Source organism: Streptomyces sp. PSU-S4-23, assembly GCF_055632315.1.
Map to the genome: position 1 here is coordinate 6244789 of NZ_JBVMUU010000002.1, position 13605 is coordinate 6258393.

General features: G+C 70.8%; 11 protein-coding genes. 3 read left to right on the top strand and 8 right to left on the bottom strand.

Going from position 1 to position 13605, the window contains the following annotated elements:
* The first annotated feature begins 11 nt into the window (after positions 1–11).
* Positions 12–1604, top strand: a complete 1593-nt coding sequence (locus ACZ79I_RS28500; RefSeq protein WP_471500761.1) for an acyl-CoA carboxylase subunit beta — start codon at positions 12–14, stop codon at positions 1602–1604.
* Between the two features lie 56 nt (positions 1605–1660).
* Positions 1661–1858 carry an acyl-CoA carboxylase subunit epsilon gene (locus tag ACZ79I_RS28505; RefSeq protein ID WP_471500763.1) on the top strand — a complete coding sequence of 66 codons (198 nt, stop codon included), beginning with the start codon at positions 1661–1663 and terminating at the stop codon, positions 1856–1858.
* A gap of 143 nt (positions 1859–2001) precedes the next feature.
* On the opposite strand, the gene ACZ79I_RS28510 is transcribed toward ACZ79I_RS28505, so the two are convergent.
* From ACZ79I_RS28510 to ACZ79I_RS28545, 8 genes are all read right to left on the bottom strand, one after another.
* Positions 2002–2583, bottom strand: a complete 582-nt coding sequence (locus ACZ79I_RS28510; protein ID WP_471500765.1) for a GTP-binding protein — start codon at positions 2581–2583, stop codon at positions 2002–2004.
* Complete coding sequence (locus tag ACZ79I_RS28515; RefSeq protein ID WP_471500767.1) at positions 2564–3127, bottom strand: DUF742 domain-containing protein; 564 nt, start codon at positions 3125–3127, stop codon at positions 2564–2566. Before ACZ79I_RS28515 ends, ACZ79I_RS28510 begins: the two co-directional genes overlap by 20 nt.
* Before the next feature lie 94 nt (positions 3128–3221).
* Positions 3222–3635 (bottom strand): roadblock/LC7 domain-containing protein, encoded by a 414-nt coding sequence (locus ACZ79I_RS28520; RefSeq protein ID WP_004983065.1) that lies wholly within the window; start codon positions 3633–3635, stop codon positions 3222–3224.
* 10 nt (positions 3636–3645) lie between these two features.
* Entirely contained in the window at positions 3646–6933 is a 3288-nt protein-coding gene (locus ACZ79I_RS28525) for a nitrate- and nitrite sensing domain-containing protein (protein WP_471500769.1), read from the bottom strand.
* Between the two features lie 366 nt (positions 6934–7299).
* On the bottom strand, positions 7300–7875 hold the full coding sequence (locus tag ACZ79I_RS28530; protein WP_055614002.1) for a GTP-binding protein: 576 nt from the start codon (positions 7873–7875) through the stop codon (positions 7300–7302).
* Complete coding sequence (locus tag ACZ79I_RS28535) at positions 7856–8254, bottom strand: DUF742 domain-containing protein (protein ID WP_381087049.1); 399 nt, start codon at positions 8252–8254, stop codon at positions 7856–7858. The genes ACZ79I_RS28530 and ACZ79I_RS28535 overlap by 20 nt, the downstream gene beginning before the upstream one ends.
* Positions 8255–8365: 111 nt before the next feature.
* A complete protein-coding gene (locus tag ACZ79I_RS28540) occupies positions 8366–8779 on the bottom strand; it encodes a roadblock/LC7 domain-containing protein (RefSeq protein ID WP_121890767.1) in 414 nt (137 codons plus the stop codon).
* Between the two features lie 9 nt (positions 8780–8788).
* Positions 8789–12658 carry a sensor histidine kinase gene (locus tag ACZ79I_RS28545; protein WP_471500771.1) on the bottom strand — a complete coding sequence of 1290 codons (3870 nt, stop codon included), beginning with the start codon at positions 12656–12658 and terminating at the stop codon, positions 8789–8791.
* A 601-nt stretch (positions 12659–13259) separates the two neighbouring features.
* Between ACZ79I_RS28545 and ACZ79I_RS28550 the strand changes: the two genes are divergently transcribed.
* Positions 13260–13442 carry a hypothetical protein gene (locus ACZ79I_RS28550; protein ID WP_471500773.1) on the top strand — a complete coding sequence of 61 codons (183 nt, stop codon included), beginning with the start codon at positions 13260–13262 and terminating at the stop codon, positions 13440–13442.
* Positions 13443–13605 lie beyond the last annotated feature (163 nt).

Here is a 13605-nt window from a genome sequence, read left to right on the forward strand (position 1 = left end):
AAGGTCGCTACATGACCGTTTTGGACGAGGCTGTAGATTCCGGGAGTGAGCCCACGGACGCGCGCGGACGGGTCGCCGAACTGCACGAGATCCGTGCGCGGGCGTTGGCGGGTCCGGGCGAGAAGGCGACCGAGGCGCAGCACGCCAAGGGGAAGCTGACCGCCCGGGAACGCATCGAGCTGCTGCTGGATGCGGGGTCGTTCCAGGAGGTCGAGCAGCTGCGCCGGCACCGGGCGACGGGGTTCGGCCTGGAGGCCAAGAAGCCGTACACCGACGGTGTGATCACCGGATGGGGCACGGTGGAGGGCCGTACGGTCTTCGTCTACGCCCATGACTTCCGGATCTTCGGCGGCGCGCTGGGCGAGGCCCACGCCACGAAGATCCACAAGATCATGGACATGGCCATCGCGGCCGGAGCGCCGCTGGTGTCGCTCAACGACGGCGCGGGGGCCCGCATCCAGGAGGGCGTGTGCGCGCTGGCCGGATACGGGGGCATCTTCCAGCGCAACACCAGGGCCTCGGGCGTCATCCCGCAGATCAGCGTCATGCTCGGTCCGTGCGCGGGGGGAGCGGCCTACAGCCCGGCGCTGACGGACTTCGTGTTCATGGTCCGTCAGACGTCGCAGATGTTCATCACCGGGCCGGACGTGGTCAAGGCGGTCACCGGTGAGGAGATCACGCAGAACGGCCTGGGCGGCGCGGACGTCCACGCGGAGACCAGCGGCGTGTGCCACTTCGCGTACGACGACGAGGAGACGTGCATCGCCGAGGTGCGCTACCTGCTGTCGCTGCTGCCGCAGAACAACCGGGAGAACCCGCCGCGGGTGGAGTGCACGGACCCGGTGGACCGCCGCGGTGAGGCCCTGCTGGACCTGGTTCCGGCCGACGGCAACCGGCCCTACGACATGGCCAAGGTCATCGAGGAGATCGTCGACGACGGCGAGTACCTGGAGGTCCACGAACGCTGGGCCCGCAACATCATCTGCGCCCTGGGCCGTCTGGACGGGCAGGTGGTGGGCATCATCGCCAACCAGCCGCAGACCCTCGCCGGGGTCCTGGACATCGAGGCGTCGGAAAAAGCTGCGCGCTTTGTCCAGATGTGTGACGCTTTTAATATCCCGCTGGTGACCTTCCTGGACGTGCCGGGGTTCCTTCCCGGCGTCGACCAGGAGCACGGCGGGATCATCCGGCACGGCGCGAAGCTGCTGTACGCCTACTGCAACGCGACGGTGCCGCGGATCTCCCTGATCCTGCGCAAGGCGTACGGCGGCGCGTACATCGTGATGGACAGCCAGTCCATCGGGGCCGACCTCACCTACGCCTGGCCGACCAACGAGATCGCCGTGATGGGCGCGGAGGGCGCCGCCAACGTCATCTTCCGCCGTCAGATCGCCCAGGCCGAGGACCCCGAGGCCATGCGGCAGAACATGGTCAAGGAATACAAGTCCGAGCTGATGCACCCCTACTACGCGGCCGAGCGCGGCCTGGTCGACGACGTCATCGATCCCGCGGAGACCCGCGAGGTCCTGATCAAGTCACTTGCGATGCTGCAGTCCAAGCACGCGGACCTGCCCTCCCGCAAGCACGGCAACCCCCCGCAGTAACCGAGCGGACCCGCCGCGGCAACCCCGCGGACCCCTCTCTCACGGAGACTGATCCCATGAGCACCCCTGACATCCGCGTCGAGAAGGGCCACGCCGAGCCCGAGGAAGTGGCCGCCATCACGGCCATCCTCCTGGCCCGCGCGGCGGCCCAGTCGCCGGCCACCACCCACCCCCACCGGGGCCGCCCGAAGGCCGGCTGGCGCCGCCTGGAGCGCGAACCCGGCTTCCGGGCACCGCACAGCTGGCACGGCTAGACCGAGCCGCACCCCGTTCGCCGAAGGGCCCCTCTGCCGAAGAGGGGCCCTTCGTGGTGCGCACGCACGGGGAGGGCGGCGGCCCGGCGAAAGAAGAACCCCGCGCCCCGGGACGGGGACGCGGGGTACCGGGCGACCGGCGCCTAACGGAGCCGGGCCATCAGCGCGTGCTCCACCAGAGTGATGAGCGCACTCTTGGCGTCGGCGCGGTGGCGGGCGTCGGTGGTGATGATCGGGGTGTCCGGGCCGATCTGGAGTGCCTCGCGTACCTCGTCGGGGCCGTACGGCTGGTTGCCGTCGAAGCCGTTGAGGGCGATGACGAAGGGCAGGCCGCTGTTCTCGAAGTAGTCGACCGCGGGGAAGCAGTCGGCCAGGCGCCGGGTGTCCACGAGCACCACCGCGCCGATCGCGCCGCGGACCAGGTCGTCCCACATGAACCAGAAGCGGTCCTGGCCGGGCGTGCCGAACAGGTACAGGATCAGGTCCTGGTCCAGGGTGATGCGGCCGAAGTCCATGGCCACGGTCGTGGTGGTCTTGTCCCCGGTGTGGGTGAGGTCGTCGATGCCTGCCGAAGCAGACGTCATGACGGCCTCCGTGCGCAGCGGGTTGATCTCCGAGACGGCGCCGACGAACGTGGTCTTGCCCACGCCGAAGCCGCCCGCCACCACGATCTTCGCGGAGGTGGTGGAGCGGGAAGGACCGCCGCTAGAGCTTGCGAAGTCCACTGAGCACCCTTTCGAGCAGTGTCACGTCTGGCTGGCCGCCGGCGTTCTCGTCGCCGCCGGGCTGATGGATGGCGACCAGGCCCGCCTCCGCCAAGTCGGCGACGAGGATCCTGGCCACGCCGAGAGGGATCGTCAGGAGCGCCGAGATCTCGGCCACCGACTTGATTTCCCGGCACAGATGGCAGATCCGCTGATGCTCGGGCAACTGGCCCTGCATCTGGTGCGGCTGCGCGGTGGTGTGCACCAGCGCCTCGATGGCGAGCTGGTAGCGCGGCCTGGTGCGGCCGCCCGTCATGGCGTACGGACGCACCAGAGGGTTGTTCGACGACCCCGCGGGCGCCGGCTCGGGAGTACGGCGCTGCGGCTGCACGGGCTGGATGCGCGGCGCCGGCGGCTGGTCGTAGGGGGACGGACCAGGACCCTGGGGCGGGTAGGGCTGACGCCGGTGGCCTGGTGCGGAGGGGAAGTTGTACCGGTTCTGCTCACCCTGGTCAGGGCCATAGGACCAGTTACCGGCGGACGAACCGCCTGGGGGTGTTGCCACGTTCTCTCCTCCTCCGACTGTGCCGGGCACCATCGCTGGACGCCGCGTCCCGAAACCTTACGACCCCGGAACGCGGGCCTGCACCGTCCGTCTTCTAGTTGAGAAGGCTCCCCTGGAGTTCCGCCCGGAGGTCGGGGGTCAGGACCGTACCGGCACGGTCCACCAGGAGGGCCATCTCGTACCCAATGAGGCCGATGTCCGCCTCGGGGTGTGCGAGAACCGCGAGCGATGAACCGTCGGAGATGGACATGATGAAGAGGAATCCCCGCTCCATCTCCACAACCGTCTGATTCACACTGCCGCCCTCGAAGATGCGGGACGCACCCGCTGTCAGCGAGGTCAGACCGGACGCGACGGCCGCCAGCTGGTCGGCGCGGTCGCGCGGAAAGCCTTCGGACATCGCCAGAAGGAGTCCGTCGGCGGAGACCACCACCGTGTGGGACACCCCCGGGGTGTTGTCCACGAAGTTGGTGATCAACCAGTTCAGGTTCTGTGCCGCCTGGCTCATCGGGCTCACACTAACGCTCCTGGTTGTAGGTGCTGTCAGGACCGAAGCCCTGGCCGTTCGTTTCACTGCCTGCGTTGCGTCCGCGTTGGACGCCTCGACGCAGGTTGCTCAGCCGGCCCCGGACGTCCTCCGGGGCACGGGAGACCTGTGGGCCTCCCTGCGGGGTGGTCTCCGCGGCGCCCTCCATCAGGTTCGCCTTGGGGACCCGCCGAGGCAGACCGGAGGAGGTGACCCCGCCCGCCTTGGGTTTCCGGAGCTGCGACGCCTGCTGCCAACGCTGGTCGTTGGCGGAGCGCCAGTCGTCGCCCGTCTCCGTGGCCGCCGGCGCGTCCGGGGCCATGGCCTGCGGCCGGCCGGTGGCGCCCTTCGCGGAGGTGCCGCGGCGGGGCAGTCCGGCGTCCGTCAGCTCGTGGACGGCGGACGGGGCCGGTCCCGGACGGTCGAAGCCTACGCGGTCCCCCTTGTCCACGTCAGCGGCCTGCACGGATTCCGCTTCGGGAGCGTACTCGGAGCGGTAGGGGCTCTGATAGCTGTCCTGCTGGGGCCAGTCGCCCTGGTAGGGCTGTTCGTCGAAGGCCGGGAACGTCTCCGAGGTGGTGGCCTGGGCCGCGGCGCGGTTGTCCTGCGCGGGCTCCGCATAGGCGGACTCCGGGTAGCCACCGGACGGGAAGCCGTCGCCCTGCGGCAGACCGCCGCCCGACGGGAAGTACGTCTCCTCGTACGCCGGCTGCTGCGGTTCCCCGTACGCCGTCTGCTGGTCGTACGACGCCTGCTGCTCCTCGTACGGGCTCTGCCCGTTGTCGTACGCGACCTGTCCGTTGTCGTAGACGGGCTGTCCGCCGTCGTAGGCACCCTGACCGTTGTCGAAGGCGGGCTGCTGCGCCTGGAACTCGTCCTGGTACGACGCGGCGGCGGGCTCCTGGGCCGCCTCCTCCGGCCGGCTGTGGTCCTGGCCCTGGGCCTGGGCCTCCAGGGCCGCACGGCGGCCCTCACGCATCAGCGAACGGCCTACGGGGTCCAACTCCCGTATGTCGTCCGGGACGTCGGCATAGCGGCTGTCGTCGAAGCCGAAGTCCGCCGCCGTCAGAGCCGACGGTTCCTCGAAGCTCTCGCCCTGGAACGGCTGCTGTTCCGGGATGATCTGCGAGACGGTGAACTCGTCGCGCTCCGGCGACTGCTCGCCGCCACCGCCGTGGGTGATGGCGTCGGGCAGCATGACCAGCGAGGTGGTGCCGGCCTGCTCGCCGGAGGGGCGCAGCTGGACCCGGATGCCGTGCCGGTCGGCCAGCCGGCCGACCACGAACAGGCCCATGCGCTGCGAGATCGCGACGTCGACGGTCGGCGGATTGGCCAGCTTGTGGTTGATGTCCGCGAAGTCCTCGGCCGTCAGGCCGATGCCCTTGTCGTGGATCTCGATCATGATCCGGCCGTCCGGCAGCCGGGTGGCGGTCACACGGACCTTGGTCTGCGGGGAGGAGAACGTGGTGGCGTTCTCCAGCAGCTCGGCGAGCAGGTGCACGAGGTCGGTCACGGCGCGGCCGTGGATGTCGGCCTCCGGGACGCCCGACAGCTCGATGCGCTCGTACTGCTCCACCTCGGAGGAGGCGGCGCGCAGCACGTCGACCAGCGGGACCGGCTGGTCCCAGCGGCGGCCGGGCTCCTCGCCGGCGAGGACCAGGAGGTTCTCGCCGTTGCGGCGCATACGGGTCGCGAGGTGGTCCAGCCTGAAGAGGTTCTCCAGCTGGTCCGGGTCGGCCTCGTTGTTCTCCAGGTCGGTGATCAGGGTCAGCTGGCCCTCGATCAGCGACTGGTTGCGGCGCGAGAGGTTGGTGAAGATCGCGTTGATGTTGCCCCGCAGCAGGGCCTGCTCGGCGGCGAGCCGGACGGCCTCGCGGTGAACCTGGTCGAAGGCGCGGGCGACCTCGCCGATCTCGTCGGTGGAGGAGATCGGGATGGGTGCCACACGGGTGTCGACGCGGCCGGGGTCGGTACGCGAGAGCTGGTCGACCAGCATCGGCAGGCGCTGCTCGGCGATACCGAAGGCGGCGTTGCGCAGCCGGCGCATCGAGCGGCTCATCTGGCGGGCCATGAGGCCGGCCAGGACGAACGCGGCGAGCAGGGCGACGAGGACGGCGGCACCGGTGACGAACGCGGACTGCTTGGCGTCGTCGGCGATCTTCGACGCCTCCGCCACGGCCTTGTCCGCCATGTCCGACTCGATCGCGCGGTAGGCGTCGTACTTGAGGGTGTTCACCGCCCACCAGTTCTGCGGGGTGACGCCCTGCTGGGCGATCTCGGCGCGGGCGGCGTCGCCGGTGGACTGCAGCGTGGCCACGGCCGCGACCATCTTGGTGGGGTCGGACGGCGGCGGCACGTACGTCTTGCCCTGGGCCTTCGCCCGCGCGGCGGCCTTCTCCGCCGCGGCGGCGCCGTCGGTCTTGAGCTTCTTCTTGGCCGCCTCCAGCTTGGCGGCGTCCTCCGAGGTGCCACCGCCCAGGTACTCCTCGACGGCGATGCCCTCCAGATAGGCGTACGAGGAGAGGGCGACGCGCTGCTTGGCGAGGCTCGTGTCGTCGGGGCCGGGCTTGATCAGCATGTGCATGCCGATCGAGCGCTCCAGGGAGAGCGCGGCCTTGGTGAGCGAGATGGCGTAGACGGTGCGGCCGTAGCTGGTGATGTTGCTGGTACCGAGTCCGAGCTCGTTGGCGAACTCCATCAGCGGGTGGGCGACCTCGACGTAGCCCTCCTCGGTCTGCACACCGGTCAGCCGGGAGGTGTACGCGCCCTGGCGCAGCGCCTGCAGCTTGGTCTCGGCCTTGCGGAAGATGGCGAGGCGGCGCTGCAGGCTCGCGGTGTCCGGCATGTTCTGCGCGGCCTGGTCGAAGGCGTCGGCGGCCTCGTCGGTGGCGGCGCGGACCTGGACGACCATGGAGTTCTTGTCGCCCTCGCCGGACAGCAGCGGGGCGGCGGAGGCGTCGCGCTCCTGGTAGAGCCGGTCGGCGTAGGTCAGGGACGCCTGCACGAGACGCGCGGTGTTCTCCGCGTCCCGTGCCTGCTTCCAGGTGTCGATGGAGCTCTTCACCTGGAATCCGCCCATGACCAGGCCGACCAGCACGGGTATGAGCAGGATGGCGTTCAGTCTGGTCGGCACGCGCCAGTTGCGCGGGGAGAAGCGGCTGCCGCCCGGCGGGAGAGCCGTTGCCTCCGGGCCGGGCACGTGCGCGGGTGCCGCTCCGCGCGGCGGCGGGGTGAAGTTGCCCCGTGCCGACGGCTCGGGACCGTTCTTGCTTCGCCTCACTCGACCAACAACCTCTCGGCGACGGCACCTACGTCGTGCCGCGGTGTCTCCAGGGCCTTGTCCCCGACCAGTACGTCTCTGACGATTGGGCAGTTCAGGCATTCCAGCACGTCAGCCTGACGATTCCAAACACTCGGAAGCGGTGGTTCCCGACGATGTAAGCCCCAGATAAATCGGTCATAAAGAGCGAGCCCCGCCAAAAGGCGGGGCTTTTGTGAGCGCAGCGGCACCGGCCGACCGCGACGCGTGGCGGTACCATCCGATATCTCTGTCGAAACGTTATGAACACCGGGGCCGACCGTGTCAAACGCCACAGCCGGCTCCCCGGGATCTACGACAACTTCCGTATGGCTCCGCCGACTTGCCCTACCGCAGGCGTGCCATGAGGGCGTGCTCCACCAGCGTGATCAGCGCACTCTTGGCGTCGGCGCGGTGGCGGGCGTCGGTGGTGATGATTGGCGCGTCGGGGCCGATCTGGAGTGCCTCGCGCACCTCGTCGGGCGTGTAGGGCTGGTGCCCGTCGAAGCCGTTGAGGGCGATGACGAAGGGCAGGCCGCTGTTCTCGAAGTAGTCGACCGCGGGGAAGCAGTCGGCCAGGCGCCGGGTGTCCACGAGCACCACCGCGCCGATCGCGCCGCGGACCAGGTCGTCCCACATGAACCAGAAGCGGTCCTGGCCGGGCGTGCCGAACAGGTACAGGATCAGGTCCTGGTCCAGGGTGATGCGGCCGAAGTCCATGGCCACGGTCGTGGTGGTCTTGTCCCCGGTGTGGGTGAGGTCGTCGATGCCCGCGGACGCGGACGTCATGACGGCCTCCGTGCGCAGCGGGTTGATCTCCGAGACGGCGCCGACGAACGTGGTCTTGCCCACGCCGAAGCCGCCCGCCACCACGATCTTCGCGGAGGTGGTCGCCCGACCTCCGTCAGAGCTTGCGAAGTCCACTGAGCACCCTTTCGAGCAGTGTCACGTCCGGCGCGCCGCCGTTGTTCTCGTCGCCACCCGGCTGGTGGATCGCGACAAGTCCGGCCTCGGCGAGGTCCGCGACGAGGATCCGTGCCACGCCGAGCGGCATGCCCAGCAGTGCCGACACCTCCGCCACCGACTTCACCTCGCGGCACAGGTGGCAGATCCGCTGGTGCTCCGGGAGCAGTCCCATCAGCTGGGCCGGATCGGCCGTCGTGCTGATCAGCGCCTCTATCGCGAGCTGGTAGCGCGGCCGGGTCCGGCCGCCCGTCATCGCGTACGGACGTACGAGCGGCTGGTCGCCCTCGTCCCCGTACGGCTCTGCGTACGGATCGTGAGAGGCGGTGGGCGGGGTCATGAATCCTCCGGGCGGGACAGCAAGTCGGTCAGTCGTGCCGTCGGACGAGGCCGGTGGGGGGATTGTGGCGGCCGGACGGTGATTTGGTGAGGTGGGTAGTACCGGAGCCGATCAGTGGAGGAGACTGCCCTGGAGTTCGGCGCGCAGGTCGGGCGTGAGCACCGCTCCCGCGCGGTCGACCAGAAGGGCCATCTCGTAGCCGACGAGGCCGATGTCGCACTCGGGATGGGCGAGCACGGCGAGCGAGGATCCGTCGGAGATGGACATCAGGAAGAGGAAGCCACGCTCCATCTCGACGACCGTCTGTGCCACGTCGCCCCCCTCGAAGATCCGGGAGGCGCCGGCCGTCAGCGAGGTGAGCCCGGAGGCCACCGCCGCGAGCTGGTCGGCGCGGTCGCGTGGAAAGCCTTCCGACATGGCCAGAAGGAGACCGTCGGCGGACACGACGACGGTGTGGGACACCCCAGGGGTGTTGTCCACGAAGTTGGTGATCAACCAGTTGAGATTCTGTGCCGCCTGGCTCATCTGGCTCAACTAACGCTCCTGCTGGTGAGAGGGGCTGGGGAAGCTGCCGGTCTGGGGGCCACCGGCCTGGCGACCCTGTGCGATGCCCCGTCGGAGATTGGTCAGCCGGCCGCGCACGTCGTCGGGCGCACGCGAGACCTGCGGACCACTGTGGTGCTGTTGCTGCTGGGCCGTGCCCGGTACGAGATTCGCGCGCGGGACCCGGCGCGGCAGGCCGGAGGTGGTCACGCCTCCGGCGGCGGGCTGCCGCACGCGCTCGGCCTGGCGGACGAGCTCGTCGTTCGGTGAGCTGCGCCAGGCCGGGGGAGGTGGGGAGGCCGGGCGCGGGGGTGCCCCGGAGGGCTGCTGCTGGGCCGGCGGCGCGGCGGAGCCGTTGCTCTGCCGCTGGTCACCGCGGAACCAGTTGGTCTCCAGCGTGTCGTACAGCGGGGTACGCCCGTCGCCGGGGCCCGTCGCCGGCGGCAGGGCCTCGGGCTCCTGGCGGCGTGGGGGCTGCTGCTGGGCCGGCGGCCGGTAGCCGCCGTAGCCGTCCGGCTGCGGGCGCTCGAACCGGCCCGTGGAAGCGGGGTCCTGGCCGCCTCCGTACCCCTGCGAGGCGAACTGTCCCGTGGAGGAGTTGTCGTAGCCGGGGGCGGCGAACTGGCCGGTCGAGGAGTTGTCGTAGCCGGGGGCGGCGAACTGTCCCGTCGAGGAGTTGTCGTAGCCCTGCGAGGCGAACTGTCCCGTCGAGGAGCTGTCGTAGCCCTGCGAGGCGAACTGTCCCGTGGAGGACGGGTCCTGGGCACGGCCGGGCGCGGGGAAGCCACCCGTGTCCTGACCGCGGCCGGGCGGGAACTGGCCCGTTCCGCCGCCCGCACCGCCGAAGACGTCCGAGCGGACGAACGGCCCTCCGTCGTTCGGCGCCGTCGCGCCGGGGCGCTGGGCGCTGAAGTCCGGTCGCCGGAACCCGCCGGTGGAGCCGGGCCCCTGGCGGTCGTCGACGCGCGGGATCTCCGCGGTCGAGCCGGGTCCCTGGCGGTCGTCGACGCGGGGCATCGGCGAGGTCGCGGACAGTGCGTCCGGCTCCTCGTGGCCGCGCGGAGCGTCCAGCGAGGCGCGCGGCACCGGCGGCTGCGCGTTCTCGTCGCTCCAGCTCGGCGTGCGCTGCTGCTGCGGGCCGGCACCGGGAAGCTCGGCACGCGGACCGCCGCGCCCGGGCAGCTGCGGCCGACGACGGCCGATGCGCCCCTTGGGCTGCTGCTGCGGTGCCTGCTGCTGGGTCCCCTGCTGCTGGGTCCCCTGCTGCGGTGCCGCCGCGGGCGCGTCATCACCGAAGCCGGCCGGGCGCATGCCCGAGCCGCCGTCGCCGAAGCCGCCCTGGCGGGAGCCCGGCCCCTGGAAGGCCTGGGCCGACTGCAGTCCCTGCGGCGCGCCGGGCGCGCCCTGGCCGAAGGCGCCGGCACCCGCGCCCGCGCCCGCCGGGGCCGGCCGGCCCTGCTGCGGAGCGGGACCCTGCGGGCCGCCGGGACGGCCGCCCGCGCTGCCGGGCAGCGCGGCACGCGGCCCCTGGCCGCCACCCACCTGCCCGCGCTGCGGGGGGCCGCCGAGTGCGGGACCTCCCGCGGACGCGCCGGCACCGACGGACGGACCGCCCTGCTGGGCCTGGCGACGGGCCGCGGCCACACCGGCGGCGGCCTGCGCGGCGGCCGGGCCGCCGGACTGCGGGGCGCCCTGGCCCGGCTTGCCCGCACCGGGCTTCTTGCCGCCCTGGGCGACGTCGACCGGGAGCATGACCAGCGCGGTCGTACCACCGGAGTCGGACGGGCGCAGCTGGATGCGGATGCCGTGGCGCTGCGACAGCCGGCCGACCACGAACAGGCCCATGCGGCGGGAGACGGAGACGTCCACCGTGGGCGGCGAGGCGAGCCGCTCGTTGATCGCGGCGAGGTCCTCCGGGGACAGACCGATACCGGTGTCGTGGATCTCGATCAGCACGCGGCCGTCGGGCAGCGCGTGACCGGTGACCTTGACCTTGGTCTGCGGGGAGGAGAACGACGTGGCGTTCTCGAGCAGCTCGGCGAGCAGGTGCACGAGGTCGTTGACGACCCGGCCGGCGACCTCGGTGGCCGGGACGGCGGCCAGCTCGATGCGCTCGTACTGCTCCACCTCGGACGCGGCGGCGCGGAGCACGTCGACCAGCGGGACCGGGCGGGTCCAGCGGCGGCCCGGCTCCTCACCGGCGAGGACGAGGAGGTTCTCACCGTTACGGCGCATACGCGTCGCGAGGTGGTCGAGCTTGAACAGCGAGGAGAGCTGGTCCGGGTCGGCCTCGCGGGACTCCAGTTCGGAGATCAGCGACAGCTGGCGCTGGATCAGGCCCTGGGAGCGGCGCGAGAGGTTGGTGAACATCGCGTTGACGTTGCCCCGCAGCAGGGCCTGCTCGGCGGCGAGGCGGACCGCCTCGCGGTGGACGTCGTCGAAGGCCGCGGCCACCTGGCCGATCTCGTCACGGGAGTGCACACCGACCGACTCGACGGACGTGTCGACGTCCTGCGGGTCGGCCTCGGACAGCTGCTTGACCAGCTCGGGCAGGCGCTCCTGGGCGACCTTGGTCGCGGTCTCCTGCAGCCGGCGCAGCGAGCGGATCATGGAGCGGGCCACGACGAAGGCGCCGACCAGGGAGACACCGAGGACGAGGAGGATCAGCGCACCGGAGATGAGGGCCTCGCGCTCCGAGGCGCTGCGCAGCTCGCGGGCCTTCTGCTCCATCTCCTCCAGGAGCGTGCCCTCGATCTTCTTCATCTGCTCGATCTTGGACGTGTCGGCGTCGACCCAGTCCCGGTACGAGCGCTTGTTCTGCGACCGCAGGCCGGTCGAGCTCTTCAGCACACGGCTGGCGTAGTTGTCGGCGTCCACGATCGTGGGACTGCCCTGGTCGATCGGCTTGGTCAGCTCCTCGGCACCGGTGCCGTAGATGCTCTTGAAGCTGTCCAGCTCGGACCCCTGGCTGTCCAGGGCCGACAGGGCGTACTGACGGTCGTTCTCGGACAGCTTGCCGAACGTGAGGTTGTTGTCGGGCAGGGCCGCCGCGATCACGGCGCGCTGCTCGGACGCGTACTCCTTGGCCGTCGAGAAGGCCGACAGGGCGCGGGTGCGCTGGATCATCTCGGGGTTGCTGGTGGCCTGCGCCATGTCCTGGGACAGGCTCAGCAGCTGTGCGATCAGGCGGTGGTACGCCTCGACCGTCTGGGTGGAGTTCTTCGGGTCCTTGTAGGCGTTGGCCCGGATGGCGCTGAGGTTGCTCAGCTCGCTCGCGATGCCCACGACGTTGTCGCGCACACCGGACAGCTGGCCCTTGTCGGAGGCGTCGCTGAGCGCCTGGGTGCCCTCCAGGAAAGAGGAGCGGGCCCTGTCCGTCTTGTCGCGGACCCCCTTGACCCCCAGGTCGGTCCCCGGCGCGCCGTTGGCGAGGGGGCCGGCCGACTGGTCCCGCTCCTCCTGGAGCGCCTCGGCCAGCTGGGTCGCCTGCCTGGTCATGTCGGTCAGCAGCTTCATGTTGTCGAGCTGCTGGATCTCGTCCATCGAGTCGCTGATGCGCAGGGCGCCGAGCGAGGTGGCGGCGACCACGGGGAGCGCGAGCAGCGAGACCAGACGGGTCGAGATACGCCAGTTGCGCAGGGCTATTCGTGTGCCCGGTGTGACCGGGGGAGCGGTCTTGGGCGGTGGGGGCGGCGGTGGGGAGTCCGCGGACGCACCGGAGCGCCCGGGCCGCTCGGGGCCACCGCCGGCCGGTGCCGATCCCGGGTTCTGGGCGTGCTGGGGCGAGGAACCACGGTCGGTCCCGCCGTGCGGCTCCGGCTCCGCCGAAGCGCTGCCATCCCTCTTGAAACGTCCCTGCACTAGCGTCGCAACCTCTGGACCAGGCGCCCCTCCGCGCGAACGGCGGGGCGGTGTCGGCGTCGTGAGGGGCGCTCTGAGCACGCCCCTCTGTTGGTCGTGAGTGACCGGCGCAGGCTCCCCCTTCCCGCCGCTCCTCGGCGCTGCGTTGCGCCCCTGCGCGCCGGTTGGATCCCGCGGCGGTCCGTGGAATTCCAGCACAGTGCCGGATCTCCAACAAGGCCAATGGGCGAGCCCGTGACCACCGTGACACGTTGTGAGGGCGGCGTCACGAAGAGTGGAGATTTATCTCGTACATAACGGACTTATCTCCGCGAGCCGCTGGAGCGTATCCAGTGCCCCAGTCGCCATGATCAGGAGCGGAATGCGGGCTTCAATAGAGCAATGTCCGTTTCGAAGGGGCCGGTCGACGGTCTGAATTGACCGTTTTGTTCGCAAGGCAGTGAGCAAACTCACACGCCGATCGGCCCCTCCCCGGGGCCTCGCGCGGGAATTGCATGTTTAGCCTGACGCTTTACAGGGATGGCGAATCCGACAACCTGCGCTTCGGCGGCGGCCCTTGAGGCCCACCGGGTGCCCTTCAACGACGAGGTCAACGAGAACAGTGAAGACCACGATGATGTTCCGCACGATAGCCAACCCGCGGCGCACGACGCTGGCGCACCTCGCCGACGCCGACGAGCTGCAGGCCCCGGCGGTGCCGGAACCCTCGGTCGACCTTCCCGCGCAGACCGCCAACCCCAAGCGCACCGTCCTCATGGAGGTCCCGGCCTCCGTCGCGGAGTAGCGCGCGAGCGGAGGAGCGGGCTCAGCGGCCCGCGCCGGGCGCTCGCGGCTCCGCGCCGGCCGCGCACCGCTTCGCCTGCGCCCGTCGGCACGCGGCGGCCGCAGGCCCCGTAATGCGCGAGGCGCCCGCCCCCTGCCGCGTTAGCCTGGAGCGTCAGACTCCA

Bases quoted from the DNA above. Each gene is read 5' to 3' on its own strand.
- ACZ79I_RS28500 (WP_471500761.1), top strand. From the start codon at position 12: ATGACCGTTTTGGACGAGGCTGTAGATTCCGGGAGTGAGCCCACGGAC.
- ACZ79I_RS28505 (WP_471500763.1), top strand. From the start codon at position 1,661: ATGAGCACCCCTGACATCCGCGTCGAGAAGGGCCACGCCGAGCCCGAG.
- ACZ79I_RS28535 (WP_381087049.1), bottom strand. From the start codon at position 8,254: ATGACCCCGCCCACCGCCTCTCACGATCCGTACGCAGAGCCGTACGGG.
- ACZ79I_RS28520 (WP_004983065.1), bottom strand. From the start codon at position 3,635: ATGAGCCAGGCGGCACAGAACCTGAACTGGTTGATCACCAACTTCGTG.
- ACZ79I_RS28540 (WP_121890767.1), bottom strand. From the start codon at position 8,779: ATGAGCCAGGCGGCACAGAATCTCAACTGGTTGATCACCAACTTCGTG.